Raw genomic sequence first — 25,392 nt, forward strand, 5'->3', positions numbered from 1 at the left:
TTGTCAATATTAGGTACTGATTACTATTGTACTAAATACTAACTTCTATTTTCTCTAGTTATCTGCCAATACTGAAATTACATTTTTCTTACATTCAGCAACACCTCCGCTGATTTCAAAGAAAATTTCTTCACCTCCAACTGATTTAATTTTAATAGTTCCTTTCTCCAGACTGGAAACAATTGGAGCATGGTTTTTCAATATTTCAAAAGATCCGTTTTTTCCTGGCAACTGAACCAGTTCAACTTCTCCGGAATACAGACTCTTTTCGGGCGTAACAATTTCCAAATGCATATTTTCTAAGTTTAAAGTACTTAAAGGTTAAAGTTCAAAGTACTTACAGCTTCAAATAAAGTCAAAATAACTTTAGGCATCTAAAACTTTAAGTACTTAAGGCACTTTTATCCTTCAGATTCGGCTAGTAATTTCTCACCTTTTTCGATAGCTTGTTCAATTGTACCAACAAGGTTAAAAGCAGCTTCCGGATATTGATCAACTTCACCATCCATAATCATGTTAAAGCCTTTAATAGTATCCTCAATAGAAACCAAACATCCTTTTAAGCCGGTAAATTGCTCAGCAACGTGGAATGGCTGTGATAAGAATCGCTGTACACGACGAGCGCGGTGCACGACCAATTTATCTTCTTCAGAAAGCTCTTCCATACCCAAAATCGCAATAATGTCCTGCAATTCTTTGTATCTCTGTAATATTTCCTTTACATCCTGCGCACACTTATAATGGGCCTCACCAACAACATCTACGGTAAGAATACGGGAAGTCGAATCCAATGGATCCACCGCAGGATAAATTCCTAATTCAGAAATCTTACGATTCAATACAGTGGTTGCATCCAAGTGGGCAAAAGTTGTTGCCGGAGCAGGATCAGTCAAGTCATCCGCAGGAACATAAACCGCCTGAACCGATGTAATTGAACCTCTTTTTGTTGAGGTAATTCTTTCCTGCATCACACCCATCTCTGTTGACAGGGTTGGCTGGTAGCCTACTGCCGAAGGCATACGGCCAAGCAGTGCCGAAACCTCAGAACCGGCCTGAGTAAAACGGAATATATTATCTACAAAGAAAAGAATATCACGTCCACCTGATTTTTCATCACCATCACGCAAACTTTCCGCAACAGTTAGTCCCGAAAGAGCAACACGGGCACGGGCCCCTGGTGGTTCGTTCATCTGACCAAAAACAAGTGATACCTGAGAGTTATCCAAAGCTTTTTTATCTACTAAAGAAAGATCCCATCCTCCCTTTTCCATATCTTTTTCAAACGCTTCTCCGTATTGAATAACCCTTGATTCGATCATTTCACGAAGCAAGTCATTTCCTTCACGGGTACGTTCACCAACACCGGCAAATACAGATAAACCGTCCTGACCAATGGCAATGTTATTAATTAATTCCTGAATCAATACTGTTTTACCAACACCAGCACCACCAAACAAACCAATTTTACCGCCTTTTGCATATGGTTCAATAAGGTCGATTACCTTAATACCAGTATAGAAAACTTCTGATTCTGTACTAAGCTGATCGAATGCCGGAGGAGTCCGGTGAATTGTATAGCCACCTTCTTTACTAACGGAACCAATTCCATCAATGGTTTCCCCAACAACATTTAGTAATCTACCTTTAATTTTATCTCCGGGAGGCATCATAATAGGCGAACCTGTTGCAATTACATCCATTCCCCGACGCAAACCGTCAGTTGAATCCATTGCAATAGCACGAACAGTATTTTCACCAATATGCTGCTGACACTCAACAACCAAATTTTTACCATTTTCAATCACGACCTCTAAAGAATCGTAAATTTCAGGAAGCTTGGTTCCTTCCTTATCAAAACTTACATCGATAACAGGTCCGATAACCTGTACAATTTTGCCTGTATTTTGTGACATTTACATTAATTTTTTGGATCATTAATATCGCGTGACAACAAATTTAGAATTTTTTGTCAATAAAGGAGAATGTAACCTGAATTTTTAACATTCTTAAACGGAACGATCGACTAAACCTTTAACCAATAAATATAGTTCCTTTTTCTTTTCGGCATCAACATCTACTTTATCGAGATATTCGAGACATAAAGCAAAATAATTCTCAATTTTATTCTGTGAATATTCACGAACATTCAATTGCTCATAAATAGTTCCTACGGCCTTTATTTTTTCTTCCGGATTAAAAGATTTTGTTGTAATCCAAGACTTTAATTCTTTTTCGACATCTCCCGAAGCAGTTTCCAGAGCATTAATTAAAAGAAAGGTTTTCTTATTGGATAAGATATCACCACCAATTTTCTTTCCAAAAACAGCCTCATCACCAAAAACATCTAAAAGATCGTCCTGAAGTTGGAATGCCATACCTAGATTCACACCAAAATGGTATAATAACTCAGCATCTTTTGAGCTGGCATCACCCATTATTGCTCCCATTTTTAGACTTCCTCCTAATAGAACTGCTGTTTTCAATCGAATCATATTCAAATACTCTTCAATTTCAACATCATTTCTATCTTCAAATTCCATATCGAACTGCTGTCCCTCACAAACTTCCAAAGCTGTTTGATTAAACACAGTAAGAACATCGCGCAGGTATTTGTCTTCGCAGGAACCAATATACTGATATGCCTTAATAGACATGGCATCACCAGAAAGAATAGCTACGTTACTGTTCCATTTTTCGTGAACTGTTTTCTTGTTTCTGCGAATTGGAGCATTGTCCATTACATCATCGTGCAAAAGTGTGAAATTGTGAAATATTTCTATGCCGATAGCAGGCAAACAAACTTTTGAAAGATCATCCTTGTATAAATTAGCACCCAGCAGAACTAAAATTGGACGAAGCCGCTTCCCTCCAATGCCTAATATATATTTCATTGGTTCGAAAAGACCTTCCGGCGGAGCAGAAAACTCCAGTCCATCTATCTCTTTTTCAATAATTTCATGAAGTTCATTAAAACTATACATTTTTTTATAGAATTTAGATATAAGAAGTTAGATCTGAGATCGATTTACAGGAACTCAAAAAAACCTCAAATGAGATTTATGCTTTTAATCAGAAATCGCTAAAGGCAATTATAGAATAGCTTTCAGAAACAGCTCACTAAAATATAAAAAAATCAATTCACAAGGCTTTCTTTTTCCTCTTTGTTTTCCATCCGAGCAATTCTAAGATCATCCAGTTCAATATCTTCCTCTTCATCGAAAATCTGAAGCAGTGGTTCTTTGAACGATCGGTTGGTAATAAACTTCTCAAGAGTCAGCAACAATGATGGCAACAAAATTAAGTTGGAGAGCATTGCTGAAAGTAAAGTTACCGACACCAGTATCCCCAAAGAAACAGTTCCTCCAAAATCAGATAAAGCAAAAATACCGAAACCGAAAAACAAAATAATAGAGGTGTACATCATACTTTGCCCGGTTTCGCGAAGCGCAAGAACAACAGATGATCGAATACTCCAGTTGGTTGCTTTTAATTCCTGACGGTATTTAGCTAGATAGTGAATGGTATCGTCAACGGAAATACCAAATGCAATGCTAAACACCAATATGGTTGATGCCTTAATCGGAATACCGAAAAAGCCCATTAGTGCTGCTGTAATTATTAACGGCAAAAGGTTTGGCAATAATGCCACCACAACCATTCTTTTGGAAGAAAACATCCATGCCATGAATGAGGCAATCAGAAAAATTGCCAAAGCAAGACTTATGAATAGATTCTTTACCAGATATTTATTCCCTTTAAAAAAGATGATACTGGATCCTGTTACATGAACAGTATATTGATCATCAGGAAAAATATCACTTACATTGGCAAGAATTCTTTGCTCCATTTCCTCCATTCTGGTAGTGCCAATGTCCTTCATTCGAAAACTCATCCGTGTAATGGACTGAGTGGAATCCACGAAAGTGCTGAACAATTTGGAATCATCACCGGTATCAGCTTTAGCCAAATATGACATGATCACATTTCGGGTCTGATTACCAGGTAATTCATAGTATTTTTCTTTACCATTGAAATACGCCTGATTGGCAAATTTTGCCGCCTCAACAATCGAAACAGATGATGATATTTCGGGATATGATTTTAATGTATCGTTAAAAGCATTTAATCGCTTTAAGGTTGATAACTTTAAGATGCCTGCCTTTTTCTTGGTTTCTACCATCACTTCCAAAGGCATAATTCCATCCATGTTCTTTTCGAAGAACTTTAAATCCTGAAATATTACATTGTCATGTGGCAGGTCATCGACCATATAACCAGTGCTTTTCATTTTGCTGATTCCAAAAACTCCTAAAGTAAGCAAAACAAAACCTACTGTATAAACTACAGTCCGTCTATTCAATACAATATTTACTAATTTGCCCACAAACCACACTGTCATTTTATTTTCTAAATGACTTGTCGCTTTTTGATCCGGAGGATTTAAAAAACTAAAAATGATTGGGATTAGAAGTAATGAAAGGACAAAAACCACCATAATATTTAAGGCCGCAATCACACCAAACTCCTTCAATATCTGACTGGAAGTCACTATAAAAGTAGCAAAACCTGATGCTGTAGTAAGATTGGTTAAGAAAGTTGCATTTCCAATTTTAGAAACAACACGTTGCAAAGCTTTTATTTTGTTGTTGTGCCGAATGTATTCTCCGTGATATTTATTAATGAGAAAAACGGAATTCGGAATCCCTATTACCACCAGCAATGGCGGTAACATTGCGGTAAGCAAAGTAATTTTGTAATCGAACAAGACCATTGATCCAACCGCCCAGATTACACTCAAACCAACAACAAGCATGCAGAAAAACACCACTTTAAAAGAGCGGAAAAACATAAATAAAATAATCGCAGTAACCAGAAGAGAAAGGTAAATGAACATTTTCATCTCCTCTTTAATCATTTGCGCCGTAACTACCCTAATATAAGGAAGTCCCGAGTATTTCATTTCCAAATTGTATTTGGATGTAAACCGATCAGTAATTTCCCGAACCTTAACAACCATTGGCTCACGCGCTTTCGAATTAATTATTCTGGCGTTCACCGTAATTCCCATTAAAAATGTATTAGATTCTTTATTTATTAAGCTGCCTTGATAAAATGGCAATGACTCCGCAATAAGAGCAAGACTATCTAATTCTTTTTGCGAATTTAGTTTCTTTGGGAATATTGTTTGAAATTCGAACCTCTTTGCTTCGCTGTTTTTATTGATATTATAGGTATGTGCAATGGAAACCACGGCATCAATTCCATCCAAAGCTTTCAGGCTGTCTCCTAAGGCAATCCAATCGTTAAACTTCTCAAGTTCATAAAAATCAGTATCCTGAACAGCAAAAACCATAACATTTCCTTCTTGTCCAAAGGTGTTTTTAAAACGCTCATATTCCACAGATGCAGGGTCATCATCAGGCAGAAGTGCCGCATACTGATAGGACATCTCCACAAATTGAGCTTTGTACCCCATAAATATTGTGATAAGTCCAACTACCACTAAAAGTAAAATTCTATTCCTAAGAATTAATCCTGCAATTCTGTTCCACATACTATTATCCTGCTAAAGAGATCTCGTTTTTATTTTTAGATTTCGGCGAAAATACGACTTATAATCATTTTATCAAAAGATGATGATTGTATAGAATCTTAATACGCATCTGTGAATGGTATTAAGCTTCAAAATTATACAAATTCAATGAAACCAGTTGGTTTTTAACAAATTAATTGCCAAAAACAAGTGTGTTTTAGATGATTAAATCTCAATTATTCACAAATTTCATTAAAAATTAAATATGAATCCCAATTTTTCGGATGCAAGCCTGCACACAATCAACTTACTATCAAAACAATTAGTAAGCGTTAAAAATCTATAAAAAATATCGACACCATTTTATTGTAACATTTTTTTAAGCTTATTTTTACTTTTTCTTAATACTCAATTAACACGATAAAAAATTAGAGGTTTTGCAAATATCTTCTATTTTTGCGGCCTTAACAGCTACTAATCTATTGAAAAACAAATAAACTAAATAAGTTATGAATTACGGATTGACCGATATTTTAACACTTATAGGGTCTTTAGGCTTATTCCTTTATGGAATGAAATTGATGAGTGAAGCTCTTCAACAAGTTGCCGGAGACAAGATGCGAACCATTCTCGCAGCAATGACTTCCAACCGATTTAAAGGTGTAATGACCGGCGTGTTAATTACTGCCCTTATTCAGTCTTCGTCAGCAACAACTGTAATGGTGGTTAGCTTTGTAAATGCCGGATTGTTATCGCTGGTAGAATCGATAGGAGTAATTATGGGTGCCAATATCGGTACTACGGTTACTGCCTGGTTAATCTCACTTTTGGGATTTAAGGTTAGTATGAGTGCAATATCTTTGCCTTTAATAGGTTTAGGTCTTCCATTCCTGTTTTCAAAAAATCGTACAAAGAAGAATTGGGGTGAATTGATTATGGGATTTGCCTTGCTTTTTATTGGCTTGCAATTTCTTAAAACTTCAATGCCTGATATCAAAAATAATCCTGAGATACTAAATTTCCTGACCAGCTATACGGACATGGGATTTGCTTCTTCCCTGCTATTTTTGACTATCGGAACCCTTCTTACTATTTTAATTCAATCATCATCAGCTACCATGGCACTTACCTTGGTAATGTGTAATAGTGGATGGATTAGTTTCGAAATGGCTGCTGCTATGGTACTGGGAGAAAACATTGGTACTACTATTACAGCGAATCTTGCCGCAATGATTGCCAACACTTCAGCAAAAAGAGCTGCAAGAGCCCATTTAATCTTTAATACTTTTGGTGTTATGTGGATGCTGATTGCGTTGCCATTTTTCTTAAAAACGGTTGCTTGGGTTAACATGACTATTCTTGGAGGAGGCGATCCTTTTACAAACACAGCTGCCGTACCTATTTCCTTGTCTCTATTTCATACCGGATTTAATATTCTAAATGTTGTTATCCTGATTTGGTTTGCCAATTTCATAGTAAAAGTAGTTACCAAACTGGTTCCTGTTCGTGAAGATGTAGAAGAGGAATTCAAACTTCAGCACATAAAAACAGGAACTCTTTCTACTCCAGAAGCATCTTTATTTTTAGCTAAAAAAGAAATCAGTGCTTACGTAAAAAGCACGAAGAAAATGTTTAGCTATACCAAGCAGGCATTTAACGAAACCAATGATAAAACTTTCAATAAACTTTTCGAGAAAATTGACAAAAGAGAAGATGAAAGTGATGATATGGAAGTGGAAATTGCCAACTTTCTTGCTAAAGTGTCTGAAACCAGACTAAGTTCTGAAAATTCGGAAAGAGTTCGCGCCTATTTTAAAATGGTAAGTGATATTGAAAGTGTTGGTGATTCAACTCTTAACCTCGCCAAAGCAATGAAAAGGAAACGTGAACAAAAAGCATGGTTTCCTCAGGAATTGAGAGATAATATCAACAATATGTTCGCCTTGGTTGACGAAGCTCTTGATGTGATGCATGAAAACACTAAAAAAGAATTTGCGGAAGTAAAAATCAAAAAAGCCTGGGAAATTGAGCGTGAAATAAATGATTACCGAACTCTCCTAAAAACAGAACATTTAAACAATGTTGAGGAACATAAATACAAATACCAAGCTGGTATTATCTACAACGATCTGTTCTCTGAGTGTGAAAAAATAGGTGATTACTGCATCAATGTAAGTGAAGCTCTTAACGAGATAAAAGAGTAATCCGGCTATTGGCTTTTGGAATACAATTGATCCTCATCCGGAATGGATGGGGATTTTTTTGTCCTGTTTCACCATCAGAACAATCCACTGGGAATTTAATGAAGCAGTCACTTACTGTCTAAGGTAGAATAATAAACTTATATTGTAAGTTGCAATGTGTCGGAACTGCTGTTTTAAAATCAATCTATTTCCCCCACCCTGAAGCGTTGTATCCTTTTTCATTTGATTTAACACAATTGTCTGGGAAATATATCGAAACCAATTGTGAAAAGGATAAATTGCTATTGCTTGACAGTCATTGTAAATTAGAATTGTGCTCCGCTGTATAAGCTGCTATCACAGATTGGGCTAAATTCATCCTAAAAACATGTATATTCTAAAAAAAAAGCCCACCCTAAGGTGAGCTTGCAGCAAATATAAATCGTTTAAATATGGTCTTTAAAATGGCATTAGCTGGACAATGCATTTGCTCCTGATACAATCTCCAAAATTTCGTTGGTAATTGCAGCCTGGCGGGCTTTATTGTAGGTCAGATTCAAATCCTGAATTAAATCAGAAGCATTATCTGTTGCCTTATGCATTGCTGTCATTCTTGCTCCGTGTTCCGAAGCAAAGGAATCCAGCATTGCCTTATAAATTTGTGTTTTTAAAGATTTTGGAATCAATTCATCTAAAATTTCTTCCTGATTTGGTTCAAAAATATATTCTGTCAAACTGCTCATATCCGCTTCGGGCTGAACTACTGGCAAAAACTGTTCGGTGGTTAAAACTTGAACTCCTGCATTTTTAAACTGATTGTAAACTAATTCTACTCTGTCATATTTCCCTTCAACAAACTCCTTCATAACTAAAGAAGCAATAGCCGAAACACTTTCAAAGTTCAAATTATCGTACACATGATTGTATTCTCCAACAACATTGAAATGTTTACGAAGAATTTCAAATCCCTGCTTTCCAATTGCCAATATGTGAAGTGAATCTCGCTGATTTTGTTGAGCATAAGTAGTCTCAGCCAAAATAGTAACCTGCTTAATCACATTTGCATTAAATCCACCACATAAGCCCTTGTTAGAAGTTATCGCAACCAACAAAACCTTTTCAGGCTTTCTCTCCACACCGTATAAATTATCATCAGAATTAGTCAAACTTCCAGTCAGGTTCGATAAAATCTCATGAAGCTTAGCCGCGAATGGACGAATTTGCACGATAGCATCCTGAGCCTTTTTTAATTTGGCAGCAGAAACCATTTTCATCGCTGCAGTAACCTGTTTGGTTTTCTGAACCGATGAAATACGAGTACGAATTTCTTTTAAATTAGCCATTTATTCTAATTCATAATTAGCAATGATCAACTAATAATTAATGAGTTATCTTCCTCATTATTAATTACTAATTGTTAATTATTTATATTTAGCAGATAACTCAGTCACAACGGATTTCATGATATCCTGTGCTTCCTGAGTATATTTTCCCGATCCCAGCTCAGTTAACACAGCTTTGTGCTTCATAGCCATAAAATCAAGAAATTCAATTTCAAATTCTTTCACTTTATCTACCGGAACATTACGCAATAATCCTTGTGATCCACAGTATAAAATAGCTACCTGCTTATCAACGGTGTAAGGTGAATATTGTCCTTGTTTTAAGATTTCCACATTCTTTGAACCTTTATCTAAAACAGAACGGGTTGCAGCATCCATATCAGAGCCAAACTTGGAAAAAGCCTCTAATTCACGATATTGAGCCTGATCCAGCTTCAAAGTTCCTGCTACTTTCTTCATTGATTTGATCTGAGCGTTACCACCCACACGCGATACCGAGATACCTACATTAATTGCAGGACGAATACCCGCGTTAAAAAGATCTGATTCCAAGAAAATTTGACCATCGGTAATCGAAATTACATTGGTTGGAATGTATGCCGATACATCACCAGCCTGAGTCTCGATAATTGGAAGTGCAGTCAAAGAACCTCCTCCTCTGATAATCGATTCACCATTCTCATCCTTAGCATTTTTCATGCTCTCAGGTAAGTCATTCATCTTACGGGCAATCTCATCCGAATTAATGATTTTAGCCGCACGTTCTAATAATCTTGAGTGCAAATAAAATACATCACCTGGATATGCTTCACGTCCTGGTGGGCGACGAAGCAGCAGAGAAACCTCACGGTATGACACCGCTTGTTTCGATAAATCATCATAAATAATCAATGCAGGACGACCTGTATCGCGGAAAAACTCTCCAATGGAAGCTCCTGCAAAAGGGGCATAAAACTGTAATGCCGCCGGATCGGCTGCTGTTGCCATCACAATAACCGTATAGGCCATTGCTCCATGCTCCTCAAGTGTTCTGGCAATATTTGCAACAGTAGAACCTTTCTGTCCTATAGCTACATAAATACAGTAAACAGGCTCTCCCTTGTCGTAAAATTCTTTCTGATTGATAATGGTATCAATTGCGATTGCAGTTTTACCGGTCTGACGGTCACCAATGATTAACTCACGCTGTCCTCGTCCAATCGGAATCATCGCATCAATCGACTTTAATCCTGTTTGCAAAGGCTCGGTTACCGGCTGACGATAAAGTACCCCGGGAGCTTTGCGTTCCAATGGCATTTCGTATGTTACACCCTTTATTTCCCCTTTTCCATCAACAGGCTCACCAATGGTATTAATTACACGTCCTAACATTCCCTCACCAACATTGATTGAGGCAATTCGCTTGGTTCGTTTTACAACATCACCTTCTTTTATTCCTTGAGTTTCTCCCAAAAGAACAGCTCCGACATTGTCCTCTTCGAGGTTCAATACAATACCTAAAACGCCATTTTGGAATTCAATCAACTCATTGGATTCAACGTGCGATAAACCGTAGATGCGGGCGATACCATCCCCAACTTGCAATACGGTTCCGACTTCTTCCAGTTCTGCTTCGGTTTTTAATCCTTGTAATTGCTGCTTTAGGATTTCCGAAACTTCTGCAGGTTTAATACTAGCCATATTTAATTTTTATTTAGTCAGAGTTTAATCCGATTTGAAATTCTATTTCATATGATTTGAAAGCAATTCACGCTTAATTAGATTCAACTGATTGCTAACACTCGCATCCAGTTGCTGATCTTCAATTCGAAGCACAAATCCACCAATAATCTCTTTATCAACCACTTCCTGCAATTCAATTTTTGCATTGAAGGATTTTGAAAGTAATTCACTCAATTTGCGATTGCTTTCCTTTTCAATAGCTGATGCAGATGTAAGTGTTGCTGATAAAACCCCTTTATCTTTACGACACAATGACAAAAAATTTCGGGAAATATCCTTTAGATAAATTTCACGACGATTTTGCACCACCAAATCTAAAAAATTAAGACTGACCGGATTTATTTTATCACCAAATATCAGCTTAACCGAAGTTCGTTTCTGAGAAGTTTTAACAACAGGACTTTCAACCATAAGCCAAAATTCAGGCATTGTTTTACAAACCTCATCAACAAGCTGAATATCTTTAATTACGGACTCAATTAAGTTCTCCTCTTTTCCTAATTCAAAAAGAGCTTTGGCATAACGAACCGAGATTTTACTTTCGTTCATATTCTTTTAGATTATTAGATGTGAAATTTGAGATTCAACAAGATTCCCACTCTCTCATTTACTAATTCAACTTTACTTCGTCCATTAGCTTTTTGAAGTAATCCTTTTGCTGCTGATCATCAGCAAATTGCTGACGGAGAATTTTTTCTGCTATTTCAACAGAAAGAAGTGCAACCTGAGCTTTAATTTCATTCAAAGCAGCCGATTTTTCACTCTCAATGTTTATTCGCGCCGATTCTATTACTTTATCAGCCTCAAGAGTCGCTTTTTGTTTGGCTTCACTAACCAATTTACTGCCCATCTCTTTTGCCTCTTTAAGCATTGCTTCACGCTCTTTTCTTGCCTCCTGAAGAATTCTTTCGTTATCGGCCTGTAATGCCGCCATTTCTTCCTTAGCACGTTCTGCAGAACGAAGAGCTCCTTCAATAGAGTCTTCCCGTTCTTTTAATGCACTTAATATCGGTTTCCAAGCAAACTTTTTCAGGATAAACAATACAATGGCAAATGCCAAAAGCATCCATATAAAAGTTCCTAATTCAGGTGTTACCAAGCCCATGTTATTCTATTTTAATTCACTTTAAGTGATGTTAACATCCAAATAGATTCCACAATTTGCCGCAGACAATCTCTTATGGCAAATTGTGGATAATGCTATTACAATACGATAGCCAACAAACAGATGATAATCGCAAAAAATGCAGCACCTTCAATAAGAGCCGCGGCAACAATCATGTTTGAACGAATATCTCCAGAAGCTTCTGGTTGACGAGCAATACTCTCAAGAGCACTACCACCAATTTTACCGATACCAATACCAGCACCAATGGCAGCTAAACCAGCTCCAAATGCAGCACCCATTTTGGCAATGCCCATACTTGCCGCAGCCTGAAGAAGAATTGTTAATGTAATCATAGCGTTTTTAATTAATTGATAAAAAACTATTAAAGCTCCTATTTTTAGGAGTAGATAAATTCTTAATGATGTTCTTCTGTTGCCATACCAAAGTAAAGCGCAGAAAGAAGCGTAAACACATAAGCTTGAATTAAGGCTACCAACAGCTCAAGCATATCCATAAATACAACAAAAAGTACTGAGACAACTGAGGTTCCGTATCCTAATCCCGGACTAATTTGTCCAAAGATGAAAATCAAACTAACAAAAGCCAAAACAATCATATGCCCTGCAGTAATGTTGGCAAAGAGTCGAACCATTAAAACAAATGGTTTTGTGAAAACTCCCATTACCTCAACCAAAGGCATTAAAGGTACAGGAAACTTTAACCACCATGGTACACCAGGAGTGTTCACAATATGTTTCCAATACGATTTATTTGCATTCACTGATGTAATTACAAAAGTAAACAACGCCAATACCATTGTTATGGTAATATTTCCGGTGACATTTGCACCTCCCGGTAAAAATGGTACCATTCCCATTAAATTATTCAACCAAATAAAAAAGAAGATGGTTAAAAGATAAGGCATGTATTTTGCATATGTCTTTTCTCCAATGGCGGGTTTAGCAATCTCATCCCGAATAAAAATTATAATTGGCTCAACAAAAGACTGAAGACCTACTGGAGCTTTTCCTTTTCTTCTTGTATACGATTTGGCTACAGAAATAAATACCCACAGCAGAATAACCATACTTATCAGCATGGCGACAACATTCTTAGTCATTGAGATATCAAATGGACGTACTTCATGTCCGTTTACCATTTCAACTACTTTTCCTCTGTATTCACCTTCATTGGCAATCGAAAATCCTTCATAAACTGAATGTCCGTGATGAAAATTACTGGACATAAACATGTGAAATCCGGAATGCTGAGAGTAAACAATCACCGGCAAAGGCATGGTTGCATGAAAATCACCAACACTAAAAACATGCCAATCATAGGAATCAGCAATGTGATCCATTATAAAATTTCCTGGCTCAAACTTTTCTTTTTCGTGTGTTTCTTGAGAAGCAGGTTCCGCATGCTCGTCACCAGAGGCAAAAACCGGCATAACATTTAATGCTAAGAAGAAAATCAACAAAAATCGATGAATATTTTTCATACGTAAATGACTTACTTTTTACAACAGATACCAAATACCTTGGCTTGAGGCAAAATCAACTGATTTGGATTTTATTCAATCTGTTTGGTTAAAATGTTAATTCAAAACAAATTGCATTAACAATATTTTCAGGAATGATTACTCATTCGTTTACTACTTACTTTTTAAATTAAAAACCTGCAGGTTTTTAATTTGACTTCCAAATTTAATAAAAAAACTATTGCATTCGGCTTTTTAAAATCATTTAACATTTCCAGACCTTAGTGTATTGGATAAAGATACAACATCATAAGTAGTATATACTACGTAGCAAAATCCAAAAAACAGGACGAAACTCAATGCTTGTGAACGATCCAGCAAAACATAAATTATGACAAAACTTAGGTGTGCGAATAATTTTATTCCAAACCATGCCATATAATTTGTATTGAAAACCCGGGGGTTATTCTTTGCGGATTTAATCAATTTATAATGCTGAAAGGAGCTTATCAGGAAAAAGTACAATATAACAAAAGGAAACACATAATTGAACCATGGTTTTAACAGAGTCAAATACATCAGAACCGAGATGACTAACAGTGCTCCGGAAATAATTCCTAAGTTTCGAATGTACTTTTTAAATGATTTTTCCATATTCGAATTTATATGCGTCCGATTATTTTTTCAGCAAATCTTTTAACGCAAAATATAAGGATAATACCACACCTCCAAAAGCTCCAATGATTGTGAATAATGGAAATTCATTTTCCAAATACTTATCTAACTGAAACCCTCCAAATAATACCAAAAGAATGATGGCAATCATTTGAAATGCAAGACCAGAATATTTTGCCAGACTGGTGGTTTGCTGTTTTCGCTTTTCGAAGGAGTTTTTCTGATCCTCTTTACTTTTTTTCATCTTTTTTTGGAGCTGGCTCGCCCATTTTACAAGATCCGGTAAATTTGGCTCCTGGCTCAACAGAAATTTTATCAGTAGTAATATTACCTAAAATTACTGCTGTATTTTTTAAATTAACCATTTCTGAAGCAAAAATATTGCCTTCTACCATTCCTGAAACATCAATTGTTTTACAATGAACATCTCCTTGAATTTTACCGGTATTTCCGACAACAACTTTTCCATTCACCTTCATTTTCCCGTTCAGGAATCCATCAATTCGAATATCTCTTGCTGCTTGAATATCTCCGGTTATGGATGTTCCATCGCAGATCAAATTCACTGCGGTTGTCTGTACTTCATTGTTTTTGCTCATTTTATCTTTTTTGCTAAACATGTTAATATCATATTGAATTTATAAATCTGAGTGCATAAATATTGCCAATACTTGTGAAACTGATACCATCACTATAAAGCAGTTACAGATACACGAATTTCATCAGCAATAGTAAATCAACTCAATTTTATAAAAAAAAGTATTTTCGAATTAAAAAAGAGCTTACGGCTCTCTTTGCAAGCCATACAAATATAAAAATTTGGTTGAAGAAAACCACTCTTTTAAAACGATTCCAAGAAAAAAAGGCCTCCAAATTGGAGGCCTGATTGTATTTTCACTTAATTATTGTTTTATTTAGGATTGTAACCCCATTTCAAAAGAATAGAGCCCCAGGTAAAACCAGCTCCAAACCCTGAAAGAATAATGTTATCACCTTTACTCAATTGGTTTTCCCACTCCCATAAACACAAAGGAATTGTTGCAGAAGTAGTGTTTCCGTATTTTTGGATATTGATCATTACTTTCTCTTTCGCCAATCCCATTCGCTTTGCTGTAGCCTCTATAATACGGTTATTCGCCTGATGGGGTACCAACCATGCTAAATCATCCGCAGTCATGTTGTGTTTTTCCATCATTTCAACGGAAACATCTGCCATATTGGAAACGGCATGCTTAAATACATGATTTCCCTCCTGATAAATGAAATGCTCGCGGGCATCAACTGTTTCATGACTCGCCGGTTTGCAAGATCCGCCAGCTTTTTGATGCAGATGTTTTCTCCCAAATCCCTGAGTATGTAACATTTCATCAATAATACCAATATTTTCTGTAGTTGGCTCCAACATTACTGCTGCCGCGCCATCTCCAAATATCGGGCAAGTCTGACGATCTGTATAATCAACGATTGATGACATTTTTTCAGCACCAACAATTACCACTTTTTTATACATTCCCGATTGAATGTACTTTGACCCAGTAACCAATGCGAATAAGAATCCCGAACATCCTGCATTTAAATCAAAACTAAATGCATCATTAATTCCCAATTTATCGCTAATAATATTAGCCGTTGCCGGGAATTGCATGTCAGGAGTTACTGTTGCACAAATCAACAAATCAACATCCTCAGGAGAAGTATTGGTTTTTTTCAAAAGCTCTTCAACAGCTTTTGCCCCCAAATCTGAAGATCCTTTTCCTTCGCCTTTTAGAATTCTTCTTTCCTTAATACCAATACGAGTCATAATCCACTCATCGGTTGTTTCAACCATGGTGCTTAATTCCTCATTGGTAAGAACATAGTCCGGAACATAAGCTCCAACACCAGTTATTACTGCATTAATTTTTGACATTCTTCTAGCTTACTTAGTGTTTATCAGATAGATTCAGCATTCTGCCTGCACAGAAATCCCATTCTAAACAAATTAAACAGATACCGAATTATACTTCAACCAAAAAATTGATTAAAACAATTTAATAACTCCGGAATTTGCAAAATGAAACTGTATAATAAGCAAAATTGCTCCCAAGTAAGACCTGAGGAGCAAATTTACATATTGCGTTTAACCTAAATAACTTGACTTAGATTATGCTGTAACTTTCTTTTCGATCGCCAATTTACCTCTGTAATAACCGCATTCAGGGCAAACAGTATGATATTTAACAGTTGCTCCACAATTTGAGCAAGATGCTAAAGTAGCTGGAGTAGTTTTAAGATGAGTTCTTCTCTTATTTCTTCTCTGCTTCGACGTTCTGTGTTTTGGATGTGCCATTTTTCAACCTATTTAACTAATTATTATCAATCAATTTTCTTAAATCATTCCATCTTGGATCGATGATCTGTTCATCGTTCACCGAATGGTCATTCAATTTTTGAATCATTTCTTCATTACAAGTACTATCTCCATCTTCATCTTCCGGATGAACAAAGCTTAAAGGTAAGCTAAGTGAAAACAGTTCATAGATGTAATGTGCTGTTTCCAGTTCGTTTACCGCTTCTGAAATTACAATAACATCATCAGCCAATTCTTCGTTTTCCTCTCCAAATTTCACATAAACAGAGCTTTCTCCGCTCACCTCCATGTCAAATGGTTCGAGACAACGATCGCAGGCCACATTCATTTTACCTTCCAATTCAATAGTAAGAGTCATAACCAAAGTTTTCTTCTCCAGTGTTACTTTCACTGAGGCATCAACCTGATATGCATCTTCCTGCTGAAAATGCTCAAAGAATTCCTGATCGATGGTAAAATTGAATTCATGCTTACCATCTTTCAATCCTTTGAAAGGAATCGTATATTTTGCCAGATAATCCAAAATATTCTAATAAAACTTTGCAAAAGTATAAAAATTAATCATACGTTTTCATAAATCTCAACATCTTTTTTCGGCAATCTTACCCAATTATTAAACTGAATTACAGTTTCAATGATAAAACTCCCTTGAAAACGGGCTGCAAAAATAGGTAGTTATTTGTTGGTTTCAAAAAAAAATCAGCTATTTGAAAATCAAATGGTTCAATTTAAGGGTAAAATAATCCTAAACACCGCACCACTGCCCAATTCTGAGCTAACAACAAAAATTTTTCCGCGGTGATAATTTTCAATAATTCGTTTCGAAAGAGATAATCCAAGCCCCCATCCTCTCTTTTTTGAGGTAAATCCTGGCTTAAAAATAGTCTTAAATTGATTTCTTGCTATGCCTTTACCGGTATCACTGACATCGATTATTAGTTGATTTGCTTTATTCGAAACTAAAAATTTCAAACTTCCCTTGCCCTCCATCGCATCAACCGCATTCTTCGACAAATTCTCTATTACCCAAGAAAACAATTCTTTATTTAATGGAATAACTGCATTCTCCACATCAACACTATCCAAATTAAAATCAACCTTGCCCGAAGTTCTCTTTTTTAAGTATTCGATACTGCAGCTAAGTACATCCAAGATGTTTGTAAACTTTAAAACAGGCTTTGAACCAATTTTTGAAAAACGTTCAGCGATTACCTCTAACCGATTAACATCTTTCGCCATTTCGAGAGATAATTGAGGATCAATCTCACCGGATTTAATCAGCTCCATCCATGCCATTAAAGAGCTGATAGGCGTTCCCAACTGATGAGCTGTTTCTTTTGACATTCCGACCCAAACCTGATTCTGTTCAGCTGATTTTGAATACGAAAAAGCCAAAAACGCAATCAGAATAAATGTGATAATCGCTCCCAATTGAACAAATGGATACCAGGCCAATCGCTTTAGAAGACTGGAATCGTCGAAATAGATGAAGTTTTTCCCATTTACAAGCTCTATTTCAATGAAATGGTTATCATCCTTCATGTTCTGAAGTTTTTTCTTTAAAACCTCATCTTCATTCCTTTTCGGGAGTTTAATATTTCTATGATCAACGATGTTTCCATCATCATCGATAAGAATAACAGGAATGGTTTCATTCTGTTCCAAAATACGGTTAATCAGAGAAACATCCTGATCGGGATTCAACTGAAGACTCCGCATTCCTTCGGCCCACAATTCAATTTTTTTTACTTCTTCATTAGCTAGTTTTCCAACTAAATTATTGGTATAAAGAATTGAGCCAAAAACGATTATTATGGCGATCAGTAAAAAATAAAATTTCCAATGACGGTTTTTCAGATAGATATCCAAGATTTTCGAGTTCTAAGGTTTCACATAAAGATAACGACAAATCTTTTGATTTCTTATCCCCAAAAACTACTTCTTTAAGTTCGAGTAGAATTCAATTATGGCTTTCGCATTCTCTTTAGGATCATCCTTTTCGAGTGCTATAGAATAAATGGTTTGCCCTTTTCGTTTTTGCTGACCGTGCAAGTATGCTTTGTCGTAGTAGGTTAAAGTAATATCTGCAACAGTATGAAAATCGCCTTTATCAAGGCTTTCCAAAGCGTTTTTCACATTCAATCCGCCCAATCTTTTCTCAATTTTTAAAACCAGTTCCTTTAAATCAGCAATATCGAAACATGAATATTCCCTCACTAATCTTTCAATTCGCTCGATTTTCGGAATATCCATTTTAACAACATCAGCTTTTCTCATTCTAAGAAACAGCTGCTCGTTAACCCAAACAGCACCAACTGAGTTGCTTTCATCTTCAATCCAAATGGTCTTATTAAAATCGAAACCAGACCAGATATTTGCCAGTTCATTTTCAAAATTCTCATTGGTTGGTTGATCAGCTTGTCCCAAGGCTCCAAATACCGATCCTTTATGATTTGCAACTCCCTCTAAATCGAGAATCTGATGTCCCATTTTTATCATTTCATGCAAAACTTCCGTTTTGCCGCTTCCAGTCATTCCACCTAAAACGATAATCTCCGCTTTCCGGAGAAACTGCTCTCGATTATACGCTCTGTAAGCTTTATAACCGCCCTTTAACAGATAAACTGTAAATCCGGCAGTCTCGAACAACCAAGCCATGCTTCCGCTTCTCATTCCGCCTCTCCAGCAGTGAATCAATATTTTTTTTTCGGGAGCAATTTTTTTTGCCTGCTTTACAAAACGAGCCAATTTTGGCCCCACCAATTCCAAACCTAATAATACAGCTGAATCCTTTCCTGCTCTCTTGTATTTGGTTCCTACTACAACTCTTTCTTCATTGGTGAAAATTGGAAGATTCTGAGCTCCGGGAATATGACCTGTCTCAAATTCTGCAACAGTTCGAACATCAACCATAGGTATTATTTTACCCATTTCAAGAAATTCCTTAGGATCAAGTATTGTAGCCATTTATTCGTTCCATATTAATAAAAAACAGCACGTAGTAATTACGTGCTTATGTCATTAAAATCATTTTTTACAATTCCTGTATTTTCTAAATTCTGTATTTACTGTCCTCATCTTCCATGATCATCCCCAAATAACTTTCATATCTGGTAATACAGATTTCTCCAATCTCAACTGCGCCTTTTACAGCACATTTTGGTTCATGCACGTGGGTGCAATTGTTGAATTGGCAATGCTTCGAAGTTCGAAATATTTCCGGAAAAAAATGAGACATTTCCTCCTTTTCCATATCAATGGTTCCAAAACCCCTAATCCCAGGAGTATCAATAATATATCCCTCAAAATCCAACTCAAACATTTCTGAAAAAGTCGTGGTGTGCTTCCCTTGAGAATGTGCTTCAGAAATTTCACCGGTTTTTAGATCCAACCCTGGTTGTATCGCATTTATTAATGTCGATTTCCCAACACCTGAGTGTCCCGACAGTAAATTTATCTTGCCTTTTAATGCTTCTCTGATAATATCCAGATGGGTTCCCTTCTTGGCAGAAATTTCAAAACATTTATAGCCAATCTTTTCGTAAGTATATTTTAATTCACCCAAACGCTTTATGTCATTGGGGCGATATCTGTCAATTTTATTAAAAATAAGATTTACAGGAATTCTATACGCCTCGGCTGCGGCCAAAAAGCGATCGATAAAAGTTGTCGTTGTCAACGGATAGTTGACGGTAACAATTAAAAACGCCTGATCGATATTTGCCGCAATAATTTGACTGTGTTTTGACAAATTTGATGATTTACGAATAATATAATTCTTCCGATCGTGAATCTTCACAATTACATTCGCCTCATTTTCTTCTTCAAAATCTACTTTATCACCAACCGATATAGGATTGGTTGTTCGAATGCCTTCCATTCTAAACCGCCCTTTTATCCGGCAATTATGGATTTCACCATCGTTGGATTTTACGGTATACCAACTTCCTGTCGACTTGATTACTACTCCTTCTTTCAATGTTCTTATTTTTATTACAAAAGTAGTTGATTTGAAGCAATTTTAGGCAATCACATTGTATTTTCTGAATTTTTAATTTATCTCTTATCAGAAATTTATTCTTTCCGGATTTTTCTTTTTTATCTTTATTCTCTTTAAATAAAAATTCACGCTATGCGAAAAATAATAAGCTACAATGTAAACGGAATTAGGGCCGCCCTTGGAAAAGACTTTATTGGATGGCTTAAACAGGAAAGTCCGGACATCCTTTTAATTCAAGAAACTAAGGCTCAACCGGAGCAGATAGAAACTCACCTTTTTGAAGAGTTAGGATATCATTGTTACTGGTTTTCTGCTGAAAAAAAAGGATACAGTGGTGTTGGCATCCTGACTAAAGAAAAACCGGATAAAGTGATTATTGGTGTTGACAACCCAAAATATGATATTGAAGGAAGGGCAATTAGAGCTGATTTTGGAGACGTTTCTGTTTTTAGTACATATCATCCATCAGGAACAACCGGCGGGCCACGACAGGATTATAAAATGGAATGGCTGGCCTATTTTCAGGATTATATCAACGAACTTAAAAAAGAAAGACCAAATTTAATTATTGGAGGTGATTATAATATCTGTCACAAAGAAATAGATATTAGTAAACCCGAAAAGAAAAAAGGTGTTTCCGGATTCCTGCCTGAAGAAAGAGAATGGGTAAGCCAATTTATTGATAGTGGTTTTATAGACAGCTTCAGGGTATTTGATCAGTCGCCCGACAAATACAGTTGGTGGAGCTACAGAGCTGGTTCCAGAGGCAAGAATTTGGGTTGGAGAATTGATTACCACATGATAAGCGAAGCTCTTCGCGATCAATTAAAAGGAGCTTCAATTCTGGCTGATGTAATTCACTCAGACCATTGTCCGATAGTTGTTGAAGTGGATTTTTAATCAGATTTTAAAGCCAAACTTATTCAGGGCATAATAGTTTGCTGTTCGGGATTTTTATTTTAAAACTAAAGCAAGCGGTTGATACAGATTCAACCGCTTTAAAATATATCATCTAAAATTTATTTCAACAAAAAATTAAAATCATCCTTTGAACTCAATTCGTACGCTTGGACATCATTTCTAAAAATTCGGCAGTTGAGTTTACCAATCAAATTAATTTTTCCATTTTCGACCAAGAACATACTCCCCTCTCGTAAACCTGCAACATACATATCTGGATTTACAACCATAAATTCATTAATACGATCTTCACGTGTTTCTCCTCCATGACCATCAGGATTTTTATCCAAATAATGCGGGTTAATCTGAAATGGAATTAAATTAAGAGCATCAAATCCCAAAGGATCGATGATTGGCATATCATTCGTGGTTTTAATAGTAGGGCAAGCCAAATTGGAACCTGCACTCCAACCTATATATGGCGCATTTTCAGCAATAACTTTCCTGCGGATTGCCTCGGTCAAGTTGTTTTTATGCACCAAATGAAGCATATTCCAGGTACTTCCGCCACCAACCACAATTGCTTGAGCCTCTTCGACAGCCTTTACCGGATCTTCAAAGTGATGAATAGAAACAATATCATGACCAACTTCATTGAACTTAGCCTTTACTTTTGCTTCATACTCATCGAAAGAAACTGTTACGCCTGCGTAAGGAATAAATAAAGCTTTAACCGGCTTATCTCCTAAAAAGTCTTTGATGTTGTTTTTTGGATAGTCTAAATATTCCTCCCCGGCCATCGTGGAGTTACTTATTAACAATAATTTCATTTGTGTAGAATTTAATTTAAGTAGATGTGAATTATCTGACCTAAATTTAGACATTTACGAATGAAATCAGGGTCTCCTTTTTCACAAATTCGCTAAATTTTTCATCACTCATTGGCCTGCGGGGAATGATGAACGAAAATGTACTCCCCTTGTCTACTTCACTTTCAACCATCATTTCTCCATGATTTTTCACTAAGAAATCTCTGCACAAGGTGATGCCCAGACCAGTCCCTTTCTCATTAGCAGTACCATCAGTCGTTTTGCCTTCGTAAATATTCTCAATCTGATCCGGCATCATTCCAATTCCATTATCAATCACCGAAATTTTAACGAAATACTCTCCAATCTCCGATTTAACTTCAATAATCCCCCCTTTATTGGTGAATTTAATTGCATTCGAGATCAAATTTCGCAGAACTGTATTAATCATATTCCAATCGATATACACTTCTACTGAAGGATTGATACTTGCTATTAAACGAATGGATTTAATTTTTGCCAATTCTGCAGACAAATTTATATTTGAACTAATGATAGAACTAGCATCAACTATTTGTAGGTTAGCAGATATCGTAGATGTTTGATTTTTTGCCCAAAACAGCAGATTTTCAAGCAATTCGAATGAATTATCAGCAGAATGAAACAAAGACTGTAAAAATTCTGTTTTATCTTCTTCGGACAGATCCAATTCCTTATCGGTAAGCATCATTCGTAATCCATTACTAATGTTACCAATTGCTCCACGTAAATCATGGGCAATTAAGGAAAACATTTTATCCTTGGTTTCATTAGCTGTTCGAAGCTTATCTTCACTCTCTTTCAGTCTTTTCATTGCACCTATCAACTCCTCCTGATGCTGACTTACCAAACGGTTACGCAGGTATAAAAGCTCATTGTCCTTCAGATTATTTCGGTATCGGAAAGTGAGAAGAAATATAACAACAAGCAGAAGTAGCAAAATCAATAAACCAATTGTATATTGACGATTAATTTCTAATTGTTGAGTTTGATTTTCGGCTCTAAGAGCTTGATTTTCTTGACTCTTCATTTCTTCAATATGCCTTGAATCCAAATCATCAATTTTATTTGATAAATGTTCCGAAGAAATTGAATCCTGATAAGCTTGAAGATTTTGATAAGCAATTACAGAATTCTTATAATCACCAAGTTTTGTATAGTAAAGCGAAAGGTATTTGTAATAATCCCGAAGTAATCTTTTCGATTTTAATTGTTTGCCAACCAAATAACCTTTGTCAAGATGATGCTTTGCTTTGGTGAGATCATTGTGCTGAAGATATAAATCACACATATTCAACTCAAAAACTCCGGTTTTATTATTGGATCCATTTGACTTATAATAGTCAACCGCCTCGCGATATGTTCGAATAGCCTTAAGAGTATCTCCCATTTCGGTATACAAACTTCCAATGTCATTCAATAGTTCTCCAACTATAGGTCGGTGCGAAATTACTTTCCCAAGATTCAGCCCCTTTTGCAAATAATCAATAGCTTTATCATAATCTTGAATTGACTGATAATAAACACCAAATAAATTTAGACATCTTGCAATACCAATCTTATTTTCTGATTTTTCATAAATATCGTTGGCAATTTCAGTGTAATCAAATGTTTTACTTATTTTCCCTGATTGGAAGTAAACGGTAGCCAATTGCTGACTTATATCAGCAACTTCCTTCTGATAATTATGCCTTTCAGCGCCACGAAATGCCTGCAATAAATAATCCAAAGAGTTATCGTACTGATTATCCTTATAGTAAGCCGTTCCTAAATAAAACATGGCTTTCACTATTTCCTGATCATATCCAAGACTTTGCGCCGTTGCAAGAGCTCTGGTAGCTATTTCAATCCCTTTTCCGGGTTCGGTATCCCAATATGCCCGGCTCATCTCCAATAATGTCTCCAACTTTTCCTGACCAAACACTTTTGTATAGCGATTATTCAAGCTATCCAAATTTGTTTGAAAATCAGCAAATGCAGGCAGAGAAAGGAAGATAGAAAAAAAGCAAATTAAAAGCTGGAATTTTCTTTTCATGTCGCTAATATACTATTTTAAAGCACATAATTCAACACTCGTCAAAGCTCAAAATACAAATCAATAAAAATGCCGGATTCATCAAGGATCCGGCATAATAATATTTATCTATTAGTAGTATTCTAAAAACTCACCAAGGTAATTCCAACTGTAAAAGGCACTAATTCCGGACCTTTATTATATTCGAATAAATCGGTTAAACCATAGGTAGCAAAAAAGTTTAGTGAACGATAGCCAATGCGAGCATGAGCTGAACAACGCAGAGTGTTCAGGTTAAAATCGTCGTGATCTTTATCTTTATGCATATTCCCGTTCGATTTGTATTTCACTTTTGTATGAGAACCAATTCGTAGGCCACCCATTAATCCGGCCGACATATGAACTCTTCGGGATTTGTACTTAACAGGGATTTGAAACTCTAACAATAAAGGTACAGTTAGGTACAAACTGGTTAATTTGCTTTTTTTGATGTTCCAGTCAGGATCAAAAGCAATTGGTTCAATTTTTCCGGAACCATCATTGGCTAATGTTATATTTTGATCGAAACGGTAGTTGTTCCATTCCAATCCCATACCAGTCACCAAACCAATAGTGTTTCTTTCCTTTTGTAAACTAATATCATACTGAAGAAAGTTTAAGTTAACGGCAAGTGATTTGGCCATATCTAAATCCATAAAATCCTTCTGATCATCAAGATAATCACCATAATACTCGTCAGCAAAACCATTTATGCCCACTTCAAAACCTGCCCAATGTCCTCGAAAACCTTTCTCCTCTTCAAGAAAAAACTTATCCTGATTAGCATCCCAAGGATTTACCTTCTGAATTCGGATTCTGGTTCCGTGCCAGCCATCAATAATATTAATCTGCTTTCCGCCAAGTCGGATTTTTGTAGTGTCTCTGTCCTCTTCAAAACCTACTTTGCCAATTTTCCCAATTCTAGCTTTAATCCCTTTGTCATCCTCAACAACTTTTACTAAATCTTTTTCGAGAAATTTAACTTTTGTAGTGTCAGCGGTCGTTTTCCATGATTGAGCTTTAACAGTTTCTTTTTTCTCTGATTTCTTTTTTTGGTTCGACCACGAATCTTCAATTAAAATCTTCTTCTTGATTGTATCTGTTTTTAAGGTATCAGCAACTTCCTGGGCGTTGCTTCCAAATACAAGCACAAAGGCCATACATAGTAAAAATATTTTTTTCATCATTTTATAATTT

Annotated in this window: 23 protein-coding genes; 2 read left to right on the forward strand and 21 right to left on the reverse strand. The window is 36.1% G+C overall.

Annotated elements, in window-relative coordinates; genetic code table 11:
- Positions 1-54: 54 nt before the first annotated feature.
- The 4 genes from atpC to ACHZAX_RS19310 form a co-directional block, all read right to left on the reverse strand.
- Positions 55-294 (reverse strand): ATP synthase F1 subunit epsilon, encoded by a 240-nt coding sequence (atpC, locus tag ACHZAX_RS19295; RefSeq protein ID WP_320020232.1) that lies wholly within the window; start codon positions 292-294, stop codon positions 55-57.
- Positions 295-401: 107 nt separating this feature from the next.
- Positions 402-1,913 (reverse strand): F0F1 ATP synthase subunit beta, encoded by a 1,512-nt coding sequence (atpD, locus tag ACHZAX_RS19300; RefSeq protein ID WP_101311604.1) that lies wholly within the window; start codon positions 1,911-1,913, stop codon positions 402-404.
- A gap of 93 nt (positions 1,914-2,006) precedes the next feature.
- Positions 2,007-2,981: a polyprenyl synthetase family protein gene (locus ACHZAX_RS19305; RefSeq protein WP_101311605.1), complete on the reverse strand. Its 975-nt coding sequence runs from the start codon at positions 2,979-2,981 to the stop codon at positions 2,007-2,009.
- Positions 2,982-3,133: 152 nt separating this feature from the next.
- Positions 3,134-5,554 (reverse strand): efflux RND transporter permease subunit, encoded by a 2,421-nt coding sequence (locus ACHZAX_RS19310; protein ID WP_320020233.1) that lies wholly within the window; start codon positions 5,552-5,554, stop codon positions 3,134-3,136.
- Between the two features lie 488 nt (positions 5,555-6,042).
- Between ACHZAX_RS19310 and ACHZAX_RS19315 the strand changes: the two genes are divergently transcribed.
- Entirely contained in the window at positions 6,043-7,737 is a 1,695-nt protein-coding gene (locus tag ACHZAX_RS19315; RefSeq protein ID WP_320020234.1) for a Na/Pi cotransporter family protein, read from the forward strand.
- A gap of 449 nt (positions 7,738-8,186) precedes the next feature.
- Here the strand turns inward: ACHZAX_RS19315 and atpG are convergent, their stop codons facing one another.
- From atpG to rsgA, 14 genes are all read right to left on the reverse strand, one after another.
- The gene (atpG, locus tag ACHZAX_RS19320; RefSeq protein WP_320020235.1) at positions 8,187-9,059 is read right to left on the reverse strand and encodes an ATP synthase F1 subunit gamma; all 873 of its coding nucleotides are present in this window, start codon (positions 9,057-9,059) and stop codon (positions 8,187-8,189) included.
- 78 nt (positions 9,060-9,137) lie between these two features.
- Complete coding sequence (atpA, locus tag ACHZAX_RS19325) at positions 9,138-10,739, reverse strand: F0F1 ATP synthase subunit alpha (protein WP_101311681.1); 1,602 nt, start codon at positions 10,737-10,739, stop codon at positions 9,138-9,140.
- A 42-nt stretch (positions 10,740-10,781) separates the two neighbouring features.
- Positions 10,782-11,330, reverse strand: coding sequence for an ATP synthase F1 subunit delta (gene atpH, locus ACHZAX_RS19330; RefSeq protein WP_320020236.1), 549 nt, complete (start codon positions 11,328-11,330; stop codon positions 10,782-10,784).
- A gap of 61 nt (positions 11,331-11,391) precedes the next feature.
- A complete protein-coding gene (locus ACHZAX_RS19335; RefSeq protein ID WP_101311679.1) occupies positions 11,392-11,886 on the reverse strand; it encodes a F0F1 ATP synthase subunit B in 495 nt (164 codons plus the stop codon).
- A 98-nt stretch (positions 11,887-11,984) separates the two neighbouring features.
- Positions 11,985-12,242 (reverse strand): ATP synthase F0 subunit C, encoded by a 258-nt coding sequence (gene atpE, locus ACHZAX_RS19340; protein ID WP_156194809.1) that lies wholly within the window; start codon positions 12,240-12,242, stop codon positions 11,985-11,987.
- Positions 12,243-12,304: 62 nt separating this feature from the next.
- The gene (atpB, locus tag ACHZAX_RS19345; RefSeq protein WP_101311678.1) at positions 12,305-13,390 is read right to left on the reverse strand and encodes a F0F1 ATP synthase subunit A; all 1,086 of its coding nucleotides are present in this window, start codon (positions 13,388-13,390) and stop codon (positions 12,305-12,307) included.
- A gap of 655 nt (positions 13,391-14,045) precedes the next feature.
- Complete coding sequence (locus ACHZAX_RS19350; RefSeq protein WP_101311676.1) at positions 14,046-14,288, reverse strand: AtpZ/AtpI family protein; 243 nt, start codon at positions 14,286-14,288, stop codon at positions 14,046-14,048.
- Positions 14,275-14,643, reverse strand: a complete 369-nt coding sequence (locus ACHZAX_RS19355; RefSeq protein WP_101311685.1) for a bactofilin family protein — start codon at positions 14,641-14,643, stop codon at positions 14,275-14,277. Before ACHZAX_RS19355 ends, ACHZAX_RS19350 begins: the two co-directional genes overlap by 14 nt.
- Before the next feature lie 311 nt (positions 14,644-14,954).
- Positions 14,955-15,953 carry a beta-ketoacyl-ACP synthase III gene (locus ACHZAX_RS19360; RefSeq protein WP_101311675.1) on the reverse strand — a complete coding sequence of 333 codons (999 nt, stop codon included), beginning with the start codon at positions 15,951-15,953 and terminating at the stop codon, positions 14,955-14,957.
- A 234-nt stretch (positions 15,954-16,187) separates the two neighbouring features.
- On the reverse strand, positions 16,188-16,373 hold the full coding sequence (gene rpmF / locus ACHZAX_RS19365; protein ID WP_101311674.1) for a 50S ribosomal protein L32: 186 nt from the start codon (positions 16,371-16,373) through the stop codon (positions 16,188-16,190).
- 16 nt (positions 16,374-16,389) lie between these two features.
- Positions 16,390-16,917, reverse strand: a complete 528-nt coding sequence (locus ACHZAX_RS19370) for a YceD family protein (RefSeq protein WP_124993343.1) — start codon at positions 16,915-16,917, stop codon at positions 16,390-16,392.
- Between the two features lie 200 nt (positions 16,918-17,117).
- The gene (locus ACHZAX_RS19375) at positions 17,118-18,263 is read right to left on the reverse strand and encodes a HAMP domain-containing sensor histidine kinase (RefSeq protein ID WP_320020237.1); all 1,146 of its coding nucleotides are present in this window, start codon (positions 18,261-18,263) and stop codon (positions 17,118-17,120) included.
- 66 nt (positions 18,264-18,329) lie between these two features.
- Positions 18,330-19,361, reverse strand: a complete 1,032-nt coding sequence (gene mnmH, locus ACHZAX_RS19380) for a tRNA 2-selenouridine(34) synthase MnmH (RefSeq protein WP_320020238.1) — start codon at positions 19,359-19,361, stop codon at positions 18,330-18,332.
- An 85-nt stretch (positions 19,362-19,446) separates the two neighbouring features.
- Positions 19,447-20,373, reverse strand: coding sequence for a ribosome small subunit-dependent GTPase A (gene rsgA / locus ACHZAX_RS19385; RefSeq protein WP_101311670.1), 927 nt, complete (start codon positions 20,371-20,373; stop codon positions 19,447-19,449).
- Positions 20,374-20,526: 153 nt separating this feature from the next.
- Here rsgA and ACHZAX_RS19390 point away from each other — a divergent pair, with 153 nt between their 5' ends.
- A complete protein-coding gene (locus ACHZAX_RS19390; RefSeq protein ID WP_101311669.1) occupies positions 20,527-21,294 on the forward strand; it encodes an exodeoxyribonuclease III in 768 nt (255 codons plus the stop codon).
- Between the two features lie 119 nt (positions 21,295-21,413).
- Here the strand turns inward: ACHZAX_RS19390 and pepE are convergent, their stop codons facing one another.
- The 3 genes from pepE to ACHZAX_RS19405 all read right to left on the reverse strand — a co-directional run bounded on the left by pepE (position 21,414) and on the right by ACHZAX_RS19405 (position 25,379).
- The gene (gene pepE, locus ACHZAX_RS19395) at positions 21,414-22,124 is read right to left on the reverse strand and encodes a dipeptidase PepE (protein ID WP_101311684.1); all 711 of its coding nucleotides are present in this window, start codon (positions 22,122-22,124) and stop codon (positions 21,414-21,416) included.
- Between the two features lie 46 nt (positions 22,125-22,170).
- Complete coding sequence (locus ACHZAX_RS19400) at positions 22,171-24,177, reverse strand: tetratricopeptide repeat-containing sensor histidine kinase (protein ID WP_320020239.1); 2,007 nt, start codon at positions 24,175-24,177, stop codon at positions 22,171-22,173.
- 122 nt (positions 24,178-24,299) lie between these two features.
- Positions 24,300-25,379, reverse strand: coding sequence for an outer membrane beta-barrel protein (locus ACHZAX_RS19405; protein WP_320020240.1), 1,080 nt, complete (start codon positions 25,377-25,379; stop codon positions 24,300-24,302).
- Positions 25,380-25,392 lie beyond the last annotated feature (13 nt).

Origin of the sequence: Labilibaculum manganireducens (assembly GCF_963665805.2) — a bacterium.
GTDB lineage: Bacteria > Bacteroidota > Bacteroidia > Bacteroidales > Marinifilaceae > Labilibaculum > Labilibaculum manganireducens.